Origin of the sequence: Bacillus sp. N447-1 (assembly GCF_022701035.1) — a bacterium.
In the GTDB taxonomy this organism is placed as follows: domain Bacteria; phylum Bacillota; class Bacilli; order Bacillales; family Bacillaceae_G; genus Bacillus_A; species Bacillus_A cereus.
Genome location: NZ_CP065509.1, coordinates 4,984,457 through 4,999,993 on the forward strand (window position 1 = coordinate 4,984,457; position 15,537 = coordinate 4,999,993).

Sequence of the window (15,537 nt, forward strand, 5' to 3'; positions counted from 1 at the left end):
GGAAGGTGGTTCACATGACATTACAAGTTCCAACAATATTAATTGGTTTAGGTGGAATCGGTAGTACTGTGACGCATCAAATATATGAAAAACTGCCTGAAGAGCGCCGGAAAAAGGTAGCAATGCACGTATTTGATACAGATGTGAATACATTAAGTAAATTCGATCATATTCGAAAGTTTAAGACACAAACAAGTTCTAGTAAAACGCCTAGGGAGTATATTGCGGGAGATCCAACGATCCCAGAGTGGTTTCCGATGGATCCGACTATACTTGATAAACCATTAACAGAAGGAGCAGGACAGTTACGCGTCATTTCACGTTTAGCGTTACGTGCTGCGATGAAAGAAGATAAATTGACATCTTTTTGGCAAGAAATCGAGAAAATCTTTCCGGTTACAAGTGATCAAACGGAATATGGTGTGCGTGTCATTATAGTAACATCACTAGCAGGCGGAACAGGTTCAGGGATGTTTCTGCAAATTGCTTTATATTTACGTGAAATGCTTCGGAAGAAATTGCAGCATCATAACATTTTAATACGCGGTGCGTTTTTAATGCCGGATGTTTTAGTAAAGACGAGAACGGTTAGCGCGAAAGAATTTGAAACGGTGCAAGCAAATGGCTATGCATCGTTAAAAGAATTACATGCTATTACGCTCGGGTCTACTGGAGAATTATCAAAACGCGGCGGTGTAACAATTGAATTAGAGTATCGCCCTGATCAAGTAGATGAAGACGGAAGAACGAATCATACAATTAAACAACATCATTTACCGTACAATTATTGTTTCTTATACGATTACGAAAACCTACATGGACACCATTTACACAATTTATCAGACTATATGGAACAGATGGCAAATACAATTTATTTACAGTTATTTAGCCCGATGTCCACAAGTCATTTTGCACAGGAAGACAATCAAATTCAGCAATTAGCAGAATCAAGCGGAAAAGGACGATATTGCGGGGCAGGAACGGCAAAACTCATTTATCCATATGAACATGTGTTAAAATATTGTGCTTTAAAATGGGCTGTGCAAGGTTTAGATGAATCGTGGCTTCATTTAGATCAACTGTTTCAAGAGAAGAAGCAAAGATACGATCAAGATGTAAAACGTGGGATGCAACGTGAAAAGCCGGAGAGAGGTAAAAGTTATTTAGAGGACTTGGAGCATCTTGCTACCCGTCCAGAGCAAGCTCATATTTTCTATAGACAAATGTACAATGAAACACGTGAAGGAGCAGAGGGTGGTAAGCTCGGAGTTGCGAAATCAAAACTGTTTTTAGAAGCTGTAGAAAGTTATGTACAACGAACGGTGCAAAAAGATGAGGAATTAAATCGTCTGCAACATGAGTGTAAAATTTCAGCTACGAAACTGAAAATGATGGAACAGATGAAGGGTGAAGTGGCAAGAGTGGATCATGCGGTGCGTTTATATGCGTATGCGATTCCGAGCCGGGTACATGAACATGTAACGACACTTTTATATGACATGATTGAATCAGACCGCTTTTCACCAAGTGGTTCTGAAGGGCAGTCCTATCAATTAAATACATGGTTTTTAAAGAAAACAGATCCCGTTCACCCAGTAGCAGCGCGTTTTATGTTATATGAAATTCGAAAGCAGTTAGTAGAAAAAATGAATCGACTACATGAAAATAATGAACAAAAGCGTAATGTAATTCAAAATTACGATAAAAAATTTAATGTGGGTAATATTGATGGAACGGTAACGGCTGTACGCCGAGTAGAAATTGCTCAACAACAAGGCTGGTTCGGAAAAATGATTAATAATCAGCAACGTTTATTCAAAAGAGAATTTGAAGACATCGTAACGCAATATGTACACAAATTAAATGAATATCGAAAAGAAATGCTATTAGAACTTGTATATCAATCGCTATATCAAGCAGTTAATAAAATGATTCAATATTGGGAAAGATTTTTTGATAATTTACATGAAACACGTGAAAATTTACTGTTTGAAATCCAAAAGCGCAGTAAGGAATTTGAAGGGAAAACAAACCCGACGAATGTATATGTATTAGCTGAGGAACAGCTGCAAGAAAAGATATGGCAAGATATGCAGCAACATTTAAATTTAGGTGTACTACCGAAAGATATATCAGCGGAAATTTACATGAGTTTGTACGGGGAATATTGTCGTGATGCGAAAACAGAAGAGATTCAGTCGAAAAAGGTAGAGGATTTCTACCGAGAACATATACTGAGCTATTGTTATGACGAACTGCAAGTACGCTATCGTGATAAATTAGAACTGAATATTATTGAAGCGTTGCGAAAAGAAGCAGATTATAAGAAACGTGATCGCGATGAATACGTTCGTGAAAAAATTGAAGACCTGTTCCATTTAGCGAGTCCATTCGTTCCGAAAGTTGCTCATCATAGGGAATTACAATATTGGGGTATACATCCTTCTTTAAAGAAAGAGTTGCAAGAGGAATTAATTCAAGAAATGTTTAAAGAAAAAGATACAGTACATGAAGCCTTTTCGCCATTTGAAGTGATCTGTTATCGAGCGCATTACGGCTTATCGCTGCAAGACTTTCCTAAATTATCATCAGGACATATTTCAAATGGATTTATGAATGATAAAGGTGACTATTTCCAATCGTATTATCGCCGTGTAAACAAATTAAATAGTAAAAAATCTAGTTTAACGCCGCATTTAGATAAGTATTGGCACTTACCAGCCTTTATGCCAGATTTAAATGCGACTCAAACAAAATTAGATTATGATAAATGTAATCGTGCATTACTATACGCATATATGTATCGCTGGATTAGTTTAGTTGCTGTTGATGGACAGTTTGTGTATCAATATAACGGTGTAGGACGTAGCTTTTTAATTCAGTCAATGGGGAAAAATATTTCAAGCGAAAGTTATAAATTACACAGAGCGTTGCTTCATAATCCGTTTATTTATGAAAACATCTTGTCACGATTTGAAGAAGAGCAAGAAAAGGCGATGATACAAGGTGGACATTTATATACACATCCGTTCGTATTAGGAGCCCAAGATGTAAGATGGCTTAGAAAAGAACATGTCCACAATCTTTTAGATATGATTTTAATGTATGATCGTGAAGCGAAGTATGATCCGACGTTAGAAGAAACATCAGATGAATTATTAAGACTATTCCTTGATGAAATCGAGTTGTATTTCCAGAACTATTACGGTACAGGTGCCGATATGGTGGCAAAGAAAGAGAAAGAAATGTTTATTAAACAATTGTGGGATCGCTCGCATGCGAAAGGATATGTAGATCCAAATAGCGCTCCGTATAAAAAATGGCAAAATTTATTAGGTGTTCAAGATGAAGAAGAAACGTCAAAAACGAATGTATAATGAATGAAAAGGGAATCCTTAAAAGTGGCAATACAACTTTAGAAAAGAGGGATTCTGATGCCGTTTTTAGGAAGTGTATATCAAATATTTGGGTTATATCCGGAACTTTATTATGGGATGATTTCAGCGGAGCTGCAAGAGGAAGCTCAGAAGGAGCATCTTGGAAATAGTAGTGCAGAAGCTGAAGCGGAAGAATAAAAAAAGTGCAGATGAAAATCTGCACTTTTTTGTTAGTATTAAAATGGTAAAATAACCTCAAATGAATTATTATTTTTAAATAATAATTCATTTGAGGTTATTATAATTTTTATTGCATTGTATGTAATGAAAATTGTATGAAAATCAATGTAATAAAATGTGTATGAATATTAAGGTGGAAAACAACAATGTTTTTGAGAAAATAATTATGTATAAAAATAACATTTGATACATAATCAACCGATTATTTTTGATTGATTTATTATTGACAATATAATTAATTGTATGATAAATTCAATCAGCATTCTTAATGGTTTTTGGTACGATTAATATTTTGAAAATTCAATACGGCATAAAGAGATTGATTTTTCTGTTTTTTTGAGGTGGGTTACTAAGTCTATAGGGAAGTGAACTATGTATATTTTTATTTTTAAAATAGAACAGTAATAAAGAATGTAACAAGTAAGAGATAAACTTGAAAAAGAGGTTTCAAAGAATGAGTCTTTTCATAAAGAAAGCAATGGATGAAGAAAAGAAAAAAGTATTGAATCAAACTTTAGGAGCGATTGATCTAACTCTTTTAGGGATTGGAGCAATTATTGGTACAGGTATTTTCGTATTAACTGGTATTGTAGCAGCGAAACATGCTGGTCCAGCGATTGTATTATCTTTTGTATTAGCGGCAATTATATGTGCATGTGTAGCTTTCTGTTATGCTGAATTTGCATCTACAGTTCCAGTTTCGGGAAGTGTATATTCATATACATATATGACACTAGGTGAGATTTTTGCATTTATAGTTGGCTGGTGTGTTATGCTGGAGTATTTATTAGCGACTTCTGCGGTTGCAGCAGGCTGGTCAGCATATTTTCAGTCATTGCTACTAGGTTTTAATATTCACATTCCTACGATTTTTGCTTCGGCACCAGGAATGGGGAAGGGTGGAATCATTGATTTACCAGCAGTTCTTATTATTTTAGTTGTTACATTTTTATTAAGCCGTGGTGCAAAAGAAAGTGCACGAATAAATAATATAATGGTTATTATTAAACTGGCTGTTATTGTAGGATTTATTGTTGTAGGGACACAATATGTAAGACCAGAGAATTGGCAACCATTTCTACCGTTTGGTTTTCACGGTGTGGTAGGAGGCGCTGCTACTGTATTTTTTGCTTTTTTAGGATTTGATGCAGTTGCAACAGCCGCAGAAGAAGTGAAGCGTCCACAACGTAACGTGCCAATTGGGCTACTTGTTTCCTTGTTCATTTGTACGGTTCTATATGTAGGTGTTTCATTCGTGTTAACTGGAATGGTTCCGTTTACGGAATTAAATGTTGCTGATCCTGTTGCATATGCGTTGCGCACTGTAGGAGAAGATAGAATTGCTGGGTTGTTATCGGTGGGAGCGATAGCAGGGCTAACAACAGTTCTGTTAGTAGCTATGTTTGCATTTGTTCGTGTATCTTACTCGATGAGTCGAGATGGATTGTTACCAAAAAGACTTTCAAGTGTTCATAAACGTTTACAAACTCCATTTTTTAATACATGGGTTACAGGTATACTAGCAGCTTTATTAGCGGGATTAGTGGATTTGAATTTATTAGCTAATTTAGTGAATATGGGAACGATAACAGCGTTTGTGTTTGTATCTATAGCTGTCATTGTATTAAGAAAGACACATCCTAATATGAAGAGGCCATTCCGTGCTCCTCTAGTACCTTTTTTACCTATCGTTTCGATAGTAAGTTGTATATATTTAGCTTTGAACCTTTCTAAGCTTACTTTAATTAGTTTTGTTGCATGGATTATAGTAGGTGTTTTCATATATTTTGTATATGCTAAAAAACATAGTAATGTTAGAAATAGAAATAAAGTATAGTCCATTGAAATAATACTTGTAATGGAAATGAAAACACGCTACTTATTCATATAAGAACAAGTAGCGTGTTTTTTCTATTTAATAATCCCATTTTCTAAAATTTTAATAGTTGGTGCCACTTTCACATTAGCTTTTGAAAAGGCACTCGGCCAATCATCTTCGACTTGTTTCCATTCTTTATATTGAAACGCTCTCGCATAATCACCAAATCCGAATGGATCAAGTTGCTGTTTTTGAATGTTGTGGATTAAATCGTTCAAATCTTTGTTTAGTTGTTTTGTAATAAGAGAAGTTAATTTCTTTCTATCTTTGTCTATATCCATATTGAATGTAAGTTCAGAGACAGCAATTTTCAAATCCATTTCAACATGAAATTTGAAGTGGTTATCGCTATAATCTGTATGGATATCACGATTCATGCTAAGAACATTTATTGTTACGAAATCGCCGCCATCGGTATCTTTTAAATCACTATTACTTTCAACTGAAGTAGAAGGGATTTTCAATGTAAGCGAAACCGGTGTATTCGCTTTCTTTTGTAACAAAAGAAGAAGGGCGCTTTCATAACGATTTAATGACATTTTATAAATTCCGCGAGAAGTTAATAGCGCGGAACCAGTAACGATAACATCCTTTTTACCTTTTTTTATTTCTGAAATAGCAGGTGTTATACCTTTATTAAACGTTTGCCTGTGAAATTCATGGAATGTCGTAAAAACGGTCCGATTGTACAGTTTGTTCGTATTAATTAAATCTGTTAAATACTCGGGAAGGGCAGGCTTATCTTTAAAGTTATTATATATAACTGAAGAAATTGGACCGTCTACTGCAACCATGCGCATGTTTCCAGTGTTTTTAGGATCACGATACCAAACATCAAGGTAAGGCATAGCCCCTTCTTGTTTTAAAAAATTTGTGCTAAATAAAATGAGCTGTAACTTTTCTGTAGATACTAAACCGCCACTTGAGCTATTAAACGTTGCTTTTGCTTCTCGAGGTGTACGTACTTTCGCTTCATGTGTTTCGTACTTTTTTTCTACGTCTTCATTAAAAATAGGATTCACGTGGTACACAATTAATTTTCCTTTTGCTTTTGCGTCAAAGCCGTAAATTAATGAAATCGATTGTTTTTCTAAGTCGAGTCGATCTCCACAGCCTGTTAAAAAGGTTATGAGAAAGTAAAGTATAGTGAAATGAATAAAGCGCCTCATTTAAACTCTTCTCCTTTTCCAATGCTGATAAAGTGTCATGTATAAGAGAAATACGACTGGGAATAGAAAAACGATAAAATAACTAGCAGTTCCCCAAAATTCCCGCAACGCACTTATCTGATAAGAAGAAGGGATATAAAAGAATAAGATGAAAATACACCCGAATAATAAAACATAAATAGGTAATGAACTGCCTTTTTTGTTAAGAAATTGATTAATTCCATCTGAAGCAGTGAAAATATAAGGAATACAGGAATCAAAAATAATAAAGAGATAAAATGACAAAAAGATAATTTCAAATCGCTCAAGAAATGAGAAGTGAAACGGTGTAACAAGAGAAAGAGTCGGCCATAAAAACTTTGTTATACCATCTGGACTAAAATAAACAAAAGAGACAAAGGTGACTTGAAGATAAATAAATAGCGTAATCAAATTCGCAAGAACAATTCCTTTTTTTGCAGATGATTTATTACTGAGATAAGGATAAAGGACAAATGCAAACTCAAATCCGAGAAACGCAATGATAGTTGATTTTACTGTGTTTAAAACTGGTATCCAGCCTTCTTTAAGAAGAGGAAGAAGATAAATCCAATGCCCATCTTTAAGCGGAATAAACAATAGAAAAGGCATCCATAGTGTGAAAAATACAGTGAAAACAGCATAGCGACTTATAATAAGAACGCCTTTACATGCTAGCATTAACATTGGAATAGATAGTAAAATCATAATTAAAAACATTGGAGTTCTAGGTAAAATCCAAATGTGAATAACGTATAAGAGGGAAAAAATTAAGGAAATAGCTGCAAGGACAGCATATAAAATCCAAAAAATCATTCCTACTCTTCCTAGCCACTTCCCAAGATAACGAGTTAGCACATCGAGTAAAGTATATCCAGGATGCTTTTCCATAATTTTCACAATACATAAACTGACTAAAGTAGTGAGAGCACATCCAATAATAATAGACATCCAGCCATCTGTATTTGCCCCTTGTGCAACTTCACGCGGAAGTGTAAGGACACCGAATCCTACTTGAACACCACTAATCGTTAAAATGTATTGAAATAAACTAATCTCCCTCTTTGCACGTTTTGTCACTTATTATCCTCCTTTTCCTCAACATCTCTTTGCCGGTTATCTTGTTTTAATTGTAGAGATAGTGGCCGTTTCTTCATAATTTTCCATGGGAAACGTACAAGGGTATCTTTTAAATCCGAAGCAAATAACGGAGAAAAAGGACTACCATAAGGAACACCGAGAGATTCCATAGAAAGTATATGAATAATAATGATTGCCATCCCAACCATAATTCCAATGACGCCAAATAAAGAGGCGGCTATCATCATTGGGAATCGAAGAAGCCGAATTCCTGCTGACATTTCTAAGTTAGGAATAATGAAGGAGGCAACCGCAGTAATTGATACGACGATAACCATAACGTTACTAACAATCCCAGCTTGAACGGCAGCTTGTCCAATTACAATTCCTCCTACGACGCCGATTGTTTGCCCAACAGGTCCAGGAAGCCGAATCGCTGCTTCTCGGAGCATTTCGAGAACTAATTCCATTAATAAAGCTTCTAATATGGGAGGAAAAGGAATTTTGGCTCGAGATTCTCCAATCGTTAACAACAATTTGAGCGGAATCACTTCATAATGGAAGGAAATCATAGCAATATAAAGAGCAGGAGCAAATATTGCAATAAATAGCCCAGTGAAACGAAGGAGTCGTATAAAAGATGGAATCATAGGTCTGAAGCTGTAATCATCTATCGTCTGAAAAAAGGATGAAAAGGTCATAGGTCCTATTAATACGCCTGGTGAGCGATCTACAACAACGGCAATTCGCCCATCAAGAATATGATGTGCTGTTGTGTCGGGGCGTTCAGTTATTGATAATTGCGGAAAGAGAGTAAATGAATTATCTTCAACAAACCCCTCTAATTCACCAGTAGTAAGAATCGCATCAACTTTTACTGACTCGATACGGGATGCCATTTCTTTTACGACATTTTCGTTCGCAACATCTGCTAGATAAAGCAAAAAAACCTTTGAAGTAGCTCGTTCACCAACAGTGAATTCCTTCACTTTCAGTTCGCGATTTGGAATATATCGACGAATAAGTGCAAGGCTGTCGCTCGCTACTTCATTAAATCCTTCGTGTGAGCTTTTTATGGAGCTCTCTGTTGTAGGTTCTTCAATACTCCTTTTTGGTGCCGCTTGCGTATCGAGCTCTAAAGCGGATAGTTGTCCGTTTATAAATAAAATACTTTTGCCGTGTAAAAGAGATTGTTCAATGTCTGCCCACTGTTGAACTTTTTTAATATTTCCGATAGAAACAGAGGCTTTCCAAAAATCGTCTTCATTCCACTCTTTAAATAAGAGAGGACGAAGAATGTTTACGTTAATAACAGTTTTGTCTACAAGTCCTTCCATATATATGAGTGCAGCTTCCTGTCCGTTTTTTAATGGAAAAGTGCGTGTTATTAATTCTGGAATACCGCTAAACAGTTTGGACAAGTGCTTTAAATTAAGGGAAAGGGAAGAAGAGATAGATTTATTTAATGCGTAATCAGCTTGCTCTTGGGTAGAAAGAGATTTTTCACCACGAATCCATTTATTAAAAGACCCCATTTGTTCGCTTACTCCTTGTTATGTTTTATCCCGCTTTAATGGGCAGTAAGACCCCCTTCAAAATTCAGAAGAAGTTAGGTAGGGGATCACCTGCCCATAAAAGCCCGATTGGTGAGGGCTGATAATCAGTGGGGGATGAAGAAAACCCCCCACTGATTAAAGTTTCACTTTATATGGGTTATTATGGATAGTTACAAGCTGACATATGCGTAGTTTAAATTTTATATTGTATATTTTTAACTTTAACGCTATAATTATAGTGTTAAAGATGGAATCGTGATATGACCTGTTATGACTCTATCGTTTTATTTATGAATAAATGGATTGGTATTTTAGCAAGATGTGCTAATAAACTACTCCACCATGATAATAACGTGCCGAAATGTGGTGCGTATATTTTCGTGGTGGAGTTTTTTTATTCTCAAAAAGGGGGAAAGACCATGAATAACAACATGGTTCATATTACAATTGACGGAAAAAAGTATACAGCGGAGCCCGGTTCAACGATATTGGGTGTTATTAATGAGAACGGGATTGAACATCCGCAAATTTGTTACGTGCCAGAAGTAGATCCTATTCAAACATGTGACACTTGTATTGTAGAAGTTGACGGAAAGTTAATGCGTTCTTGTTCGACGATAGCAACGGAAGGTATGAACATTGAACGTGCTTCTGTTCGCGCAAAAGAAGCACAAACAGAGGCGATGGATCGGTTACTAGAAAATCATTTATTATACTGTACAGTATGTGACAACAACAATGGGAACTGTAAACTGCATAATACAGCAGAATTAATGGAAATTGAACATCAAAAATATCCGTATGAACCGAAAGTAGATGTAAGTGAAGTTGATATGACGCATCCGTTTTATCGCTATGATCCTAATCAATGTATTGCATGCGGTCAATGCGTTGAGGTGTGTCAAAACTTACAAGTAAATGAAACGTTATCGATAGACTGGGAAGCGGAACGCCCACGAGTTATTTGGGATGAAGGAGTAAATATTAATGATTCTTCATGCGTTAGCTGTGGTCAATGTGTAACGATTTGTCCTTGTAACGCTTTAATGGAGAAAACGATGCTCGGTGAAGCTGGATTTATGACGGGATTAAAACCAGATATTCTTGAACCAATGGTAGATTTAATTAAAGAAGTTGAGCCTGGATATAGCGGTATTTTTGCGGTATCAGAAGTGGAAGCGGCCATGCGTGATACTCGTACGAAGAAAACGAAAACAGTATGTACATTTTGTGGTGTAGGGTGTTCATTTGAAGTGTGGACGAAAGGACGTAAAATTCTTAAAGTACAACCTTCTTCTGATGCACCAGTTAACGCAATTTCTACTTGTGTCAAAGGAAAATTTGGTTGGGACTTCGTAAATTCTAAAGAACGAATTACGAAACCTTTAATTCGTAAAAATGGAACGTTTGTTGAATCTACATGGGAAGAAGCATTGAATGTAGTTGCAAATAAATTAGGCGCTATTAAAGAAGAGTACGGTAAAGGTTCTATCGGATTTATTTCTTCCTCTAAAATTACAAATGAAGACAATTATGTAATTCAAAAATTAGCTCGACAAGTATTTGGAACGAATAATATTGATAACTGCTCACGTTATTGCCAATCACCAGCAACGGATGGTTTGTTCCGTACAATTGGTATGGGCGGTGATGCCGGAACGATTAAAGATATTGCGCAATCTGGTCTTGTTATTATTGTAGGATGTAATCCGACAGAAGGTCATCCTGTTCTAGCTACACGTATTAAACGTGCACATAAATTACACGGACAAAAGTTAATTGTAGCTGATCTTCGTAAAACCGAAATGGCAGAGCGATCAGATGTCTTTATTAGTCCAAAACAAGGAACAGATCAAGTTTGGTTAATGGCTGTTACGAAATATATGATTGATCAAGGTTGGCATGATCAGGAATTCATTAATGAGAATGTAAACTTCTTTGAAGATTTCAAAGAAAGCCTAGAGGAATATACACTTGAATATGCAGAAGAAGTAACAGGCATTTCAAAAGAAACGCTTATTCAAATGGCTGAAATGATTCGTGATGCAGATGGTACATGTATCCTTTGGGGTATGGGGGTAACGCAAAATACAGGTGGTTCTGATACTTCCGCTGCAATTTCAAACTTACTTCTTGCAACAGGGAACTACCGTCGTCCAGGAGCAGGCGCATACCCACTTCGAGGCCACAATAACGTACAAGGTGCTTGTGATATGGGTACTTTACCAGGATGGCTTCCAGGATATCAGCACGTTACTAACGAAATGGAACGTGCGAAATTTGAAACTGCTTACGGAGTGAAAATTGATAGTGAACCAGGTCTTAATAATATCGAAATGCTTCACGCAATTGACGAAGGAAAAATGAAAGCAATGTATCTTGTCGGAGAAGATATGGCTCTTGTAGATTCTAATGCAAATCATGTACATGAAGTGTTATCGAGCCTTGATTTCTTCGTTGTGCAAGATGTTTTCCTTTCTAAAACTGCTCAATATGCAGATGTTGTATTACCAGCAGCGCCATCTCTTGAGAAAGAAGGTACTTTCACAAATACAGAGCGCCGTGTCCAAAGATTATATCAAGTTCTTCCTACGCTAGGAGATGCGAAACCAGACTGGTGGATCGTCCAGGAAGTTGCGAATAAACTAGGTGCAAACTGGAATTATAGCCACCCAAGTGAAATCTTTGCTGAGATGGCAAGTTTATCACCATTGTTCTCGCAAGCGAACTATGAAGTGCTTGAAGGATGGAACAGTTTCCATTGGGGAAGTTTTGATGGAACGAATACACCACTTCTGTTCCAAGACGGATTTAACTTCCCAGATAAAAAGGCTCGTTTTGCGATTGCTGACTGGGTACGTCCAGCTGAATTTCCAGCTGAGTTTGACCTTCACATTAACAACGGTCGTATGCTTGAGCATTTCCATGAAGGGAATATGACAAATAAATCAACAGGTATTCAAACGAAAGTACCTGGTGTTTTCGTTGAAATCTCTCCAGACCTTGCAAAAGAACGTGGCGTAAAAACAGGTTCGTTAGTTCGTCTTGTCTCTCCTTTTGGAGCATTAAAATTACGTGCACTCGTTACAGATCGTGTAAAAGCGAATGAGTTATATTTACCGATGAACTCTACAGATAACGAAACGGCAATTAATTTCTTAACAGGTCCTGCTGTGGATGTACGTACGAATACACCTGCGTATAAACAAACAAAAGTACGTATGGAAGTATTAGAAGTTGATGGCGAAAATCCGATGCCAAAAGCGAACCCACGCAATAAAAAACGTCACCCTCAAGCTGGAATTGAGGTACATCGTAAGTGGGCACGTCCAGGGTATGTGCATTTAACGGATAAGTAGGAGGAGAAAACTATGGCTGCACCTATAAAAATGATTCAAAAACAAGAATTAACTGAGGAAGAAATAAAACAGCAAAAGTTAGATGATTTAAAAGAGCTTCTAACTAATAATGAAGAAGCTCTAAATCAGATGTTTAATATAGTAGGGGAATTAAATGACATTGGAATGCTAGAAGCTGCAAATTCAATGCTAAAAGCGAAAGAACCAATTGCGAAAATTGTTCTAGGTCAAGTAACTCGTGAGCCTGTTACAAATTTAATTAATAATATGATGGGCGCTGCAGGTGCGTTAACTGAACTTGACCCAGAACTTACGAAAAAGCTTATAGGTAGTTTATTAGTCGGGCTAGAAGAAGGTAATGAACATCTAGAAAGTAATAAAAAAGTAGGGGTATTCGATCTTATGAAAGTATTGAAAGACCCAGATATTAACCGTGCTATCGGGTTTGGGCTTCATTTCTTAAAAGGTATGGGGAAAGGGTTAAAAGACGAATAAACTTCATGAAGTGAACCTTTCCGCCCAAATATTTGTAGGAAATAGTTTGGGCGGAAGGCTCATTTTGGTAAAATATATAATAGAGTAAAATGAGGCTTTTGGGAGGTATAATTGTATGTCAAAAAAAGTACATGAATTTAATGATATGATACGAAAACTTCGAAAGGAACTTTTCGGAAAAGGACCAGAACGAATTCATACTGTTTTTGCGGAAAATATGGCTATAGCGACTCTTTATGGAAACTTAACACCTACTGAAAAATTTATTTCAAGTACGATGGACGGTGCGGAAATGGTTCATATGGCTAGAACGAAAATGATTCAAGAAGTGTATGCTGCGAATTCCCGTGAACATTTGGAGGAACTTGTTGGAGCGAAATTAGTGAATTTGTTTTCAGATATGAAAGTAGAAGAAGATATTGCAGTTTCTGTATTTGTTTTTGATAAAAATATAACGTGAGAGAAGGATACTGATCGTGAAACCGATACAGGTAGAAAGAGAAATCTTTCGTTATGAACAAGGAGCAATTAAACATATAGAGGACAGCATTGTAACAGAGTTTCCTGTCACCATTAAAATGAACGGACAGGAGTTTGTTACAATGGTTAGTACTCCAGAATATATAGAAGATATGGTAATAGGCTTCTTAGCGTCTGAAGGAATCATTCGGAAGTATGAAGACATTGATAGTGTATGGGTGCAGGAGAAAGAAGGATTTGTGCATGTAACAACGACAAAAGTAAATCCGTATTATGAACAAATGCAAAATAAACGCTATATTACGTCTTGTTGTGGTATGAGTAGGCAAGGGTTTGTTTTTGCAAATGATGCACTAAGTGCAAAAAAAATGAAGGGTGTCCATGTACAGGTTGCTGCCGATGATTGTTTTCGGTTAATGAAAGAAATGCAGCAATCTGCGGATACGTTTCATCGTACTGGTGGGGTTCATAATGCAGCTTTATGTGATGTTAATGGTATTATTTTAAGCCGAATGGATATTGGTAGGCATAATGCACTAGACAAAATTTATGGTTATTGTTTAAGAAACGATATTTCTATAAAAGATAAAATCATTGTTTTTAGTGGCCGTATTTCTTCGGAAATATTATTGAAAGTTGCAAAAATCGGTTGTGAAATTATACTATCAAAATCAGCTCCAACTGAGTTAGCTTTGCAACTAGCGGAAGATTTAGGTATTACGACAATAGGATTTATTCGTAATCACTCCTTAAATGTATATACCCATCCAGAACGTGTTTTAAATATAAAATAAAAGTGAGGCAATGAAGATGAAATCAGTTACATTAGACAAGTTGCAACGTCCGTTAAAGGATTTACGTATTTCAGTTACTGATCGCTGTAATTTTCGCTGCCGATATTGTATGCCAGAAGAAATATTTGGTCCTGATTACTCGTTTTTGTCTAATGATAAAATTTTATCTTTTGATGAAATTGAAAGGATAACACGTATTTTCGTTTCTTTAGGTGTGAGAAAATTACGGATTACAGGCGGAGAACCGTTACTTCGAAGAGGGCTTCCAAAGCTTATTGAGCGCCTTAATAAAATTGATGGTGTAGAAGATATCGGTTTAACAACCAATGGATCGTTACTTAAAAAGTTTGCTCCTGATTTATATAAGGCGGGACTATCACGTGTAACAGTTAGCTTAGATTCCTTAGAAGAAGAGCGGTTTTTCTATTTAAATGGTAATAGGAGCAAAGTGCAAAGGGTTCTGGAAGGAATACAGGCTGCAGCTGAAGTTGGAATGAAAATTAAAATAAACATGGTCGTTCAAAAGGGAAAAAACGAACAGGACATTTTGCAGATGGCGCAATATTTTAAGGAAAATAAGCATATTCTTCGTTTTATTGAGTATATGGATGTTGGAAATTATAATGGTTGGGATTTAAAAGAGGTCGTCTCTAAACAAGAAATAGTAGATACGATTCATCAAGTTATGCCGTTAGAACGGATAGAAGCAAATTATTCTGGTGAAGTGGCTACTAGGTATCGTTATATAGGAAGCGATGAGGAAATAGGTATTATTTCATCAGTAACAGATTCTTTTTGCTCATCATGTACGAGAGCTCGTATTTCTGCAGAAGGAAAATTATATACTTGCTTATTTGCTTCTAAAGGAAATGATTTAAGAGAATTGCTTCGTTCTGAACATACAGATGAGGACATTACAGATGTAGTACGCGATATATGGAATAATAGGGAAGATCGTTATTCAGATGAACGCTTAAATCATACAAATAAGAAAACAATACCTAAAATTGAAATGTCACATATCGGTGGTTAATATATAAAGCTAGCGTCATAGTGAAAAATGGAAAATTTACAAGAGTTGTGGATTTTC

The 15,537-nt window shown here is 36.2% G+C and carries 11 protein-coding genes; 8 read left to right on the top strand and 3 right to left on the bottom strand.

Annotation, left to right across the window (positions count from 1 at the left end; all coding sequences use genetic code 11):
- The first annotated feature begins 14 nt into the window (after positions 1-14).
- The 3 genes from IQ781_RS25550 (at position 15) to IQ781_RS25560 (ending at position 5,454) form a co-directional block, all read left to right on the top strand.
- The gene (locus IQ781_RS25550) at positions 15-3,377 is read left to right on the top strand and encodes a tubulin-like doman-containing protein (protein WP_000175124.1); all 3,363 of its coding nucleotides are present in this window, start codon (positions 15-17) and stop codon (positions 3,375-3,377) included.
- Between the two features lie 57 nt (positions 3,378-3,434).
- On the top strand, positions 3,435-3,575 hold the full coding sequence (locus IQ781_RS25555) for a hypothetical protein (protein WP_001116195.1): 141 nt from the start codon (positions 3,435-3,437) through the stop codon (positions 3,573-3,575).
- Between the two features lie 496 nt (positions 3,576-4,071).
- On the top strand, positions 4,072-5,454 hold the full coding sequence (locus IQ781_RS25560; RefSeq protein WP_000051656.1) for an APC family permease: 1,383 nt from the start codon (positions 4,072-4,074) through the stop codon (positions 5,452-5,454).
- Positions 5,455-5,528: 74 nt separating this feature from the next.
- Here the strand turns inward: IQ781_RS25560 and gerSC are convergent, their stop codons facing one another.
- From gerSC to IQ781_RS25575, 3 genes are read right to left on the bottom strand one after another with little or no spacing between them, the layout of a single operon-like run.
- Positions 5,529-6,665, bottom strand: a complete 1,137-nt coding sequence (gene gerSC, locus IQ781_RS25565) for a spore germination protein GerSC (protein ID WP_063220818.1) — start codon at positions 6,663-6,665, stop codon at positions 5,529-5,531.
- The gene (locus tag IQ781_RS25570; RefSeq protein WP_000166517.1) at positions 6,666-7,763 is read right to left on the bottom strand and encodes an endospore germination permease; all 1,098 of its coding nucleotides are present in this window, start codon (positions 7,761-7,763) and stop codon (positions 6,666-6,668) included.
- Positions 7,760-9,298, bottom strand: coding sequence for a spore germination protein (locus tag IQ781_RS25575; protein WP_000534525.1), 1,539 nt, complete (start codon positions 9,296-9,298; stop codon positions 7,760-7,762). The genes IQ781_RS25570 and IQ781_RS25575 overlap by 4 nt, the downstream gene beginning before the upstream one ends.
- 440 nt (positions 9,299-9,738) lie before the next feature.
- Between IQ781_RS25575 and fdhF the strand changes: the two genes are divergently transcribed.
- The 5 genes from fdhF (at position 9,739) to moaA (ending at position 15,480) form a co-directional block, all read left to right on the top strand.
- A complete protein-coding gene (gene fdhF / locus IQ781_RS25580; protein WP_001063637.1) occupies positions 9,739-12,678 on the top strand; it encodes a formate dehydrogenase subunit alpha in 2,940 nt (979 codons plus the stop codon).
- Positions 12,679-12,690: 12 nt separating this feature from the next.
- A complete protein-coding gene (locus tag IQ781_RS25585; protein ID WP_000729897.1) occupies positions 12,691-13,173 on the top strand; it encodes a helical membrane plugin domain-containing protein in 483 nt (160 codons plus the stop codon).
- Positions 13,174-13,288: 115 nt separating this feature from the next.
- The gene (locus IQ781_RS25590) at positions 13,289-13,633 is read left to right on the top strand and encodes a Na-translocating system protein MpsC family protein (protein ID WP_000039582.1); all 345 of its coding nucleotides are present in this window, start codon (positions 13,289-13,291) and stop codon (positions 13,631-13,633) included.
- A gap of 16 nt (positions 13,634-13,649) precedes the next feature.
- Positions 13,650-14,447 (top strand): formate dehydrogenase accessory sulfurtransferase FdhD, encoded by a 798-nt coding sequence (gene fdhD, locus IQ781_RS25595; protein ID WP_000802695.1) that lies wholly within the window; start codon positions 13,650-13,652, stop codon positions 14,445-14,447.
- A 16-nt stretch (positions 14,448-14,463) separates the two neighbouring features.
- On the top strand, positions 14,464-15,480 hold the full coding sequence (moaA, locus tag IQ781_RS25600) for a GTP 3',8-cyclase MoaA (protein WP_000844124.1): 1,017 nt from the start codon (positions 14,464-14,466) through the stop codon (positions 15,478-15,480).
- Positions 15,481-15,537 lie beyond the last annotated feature (57 nt).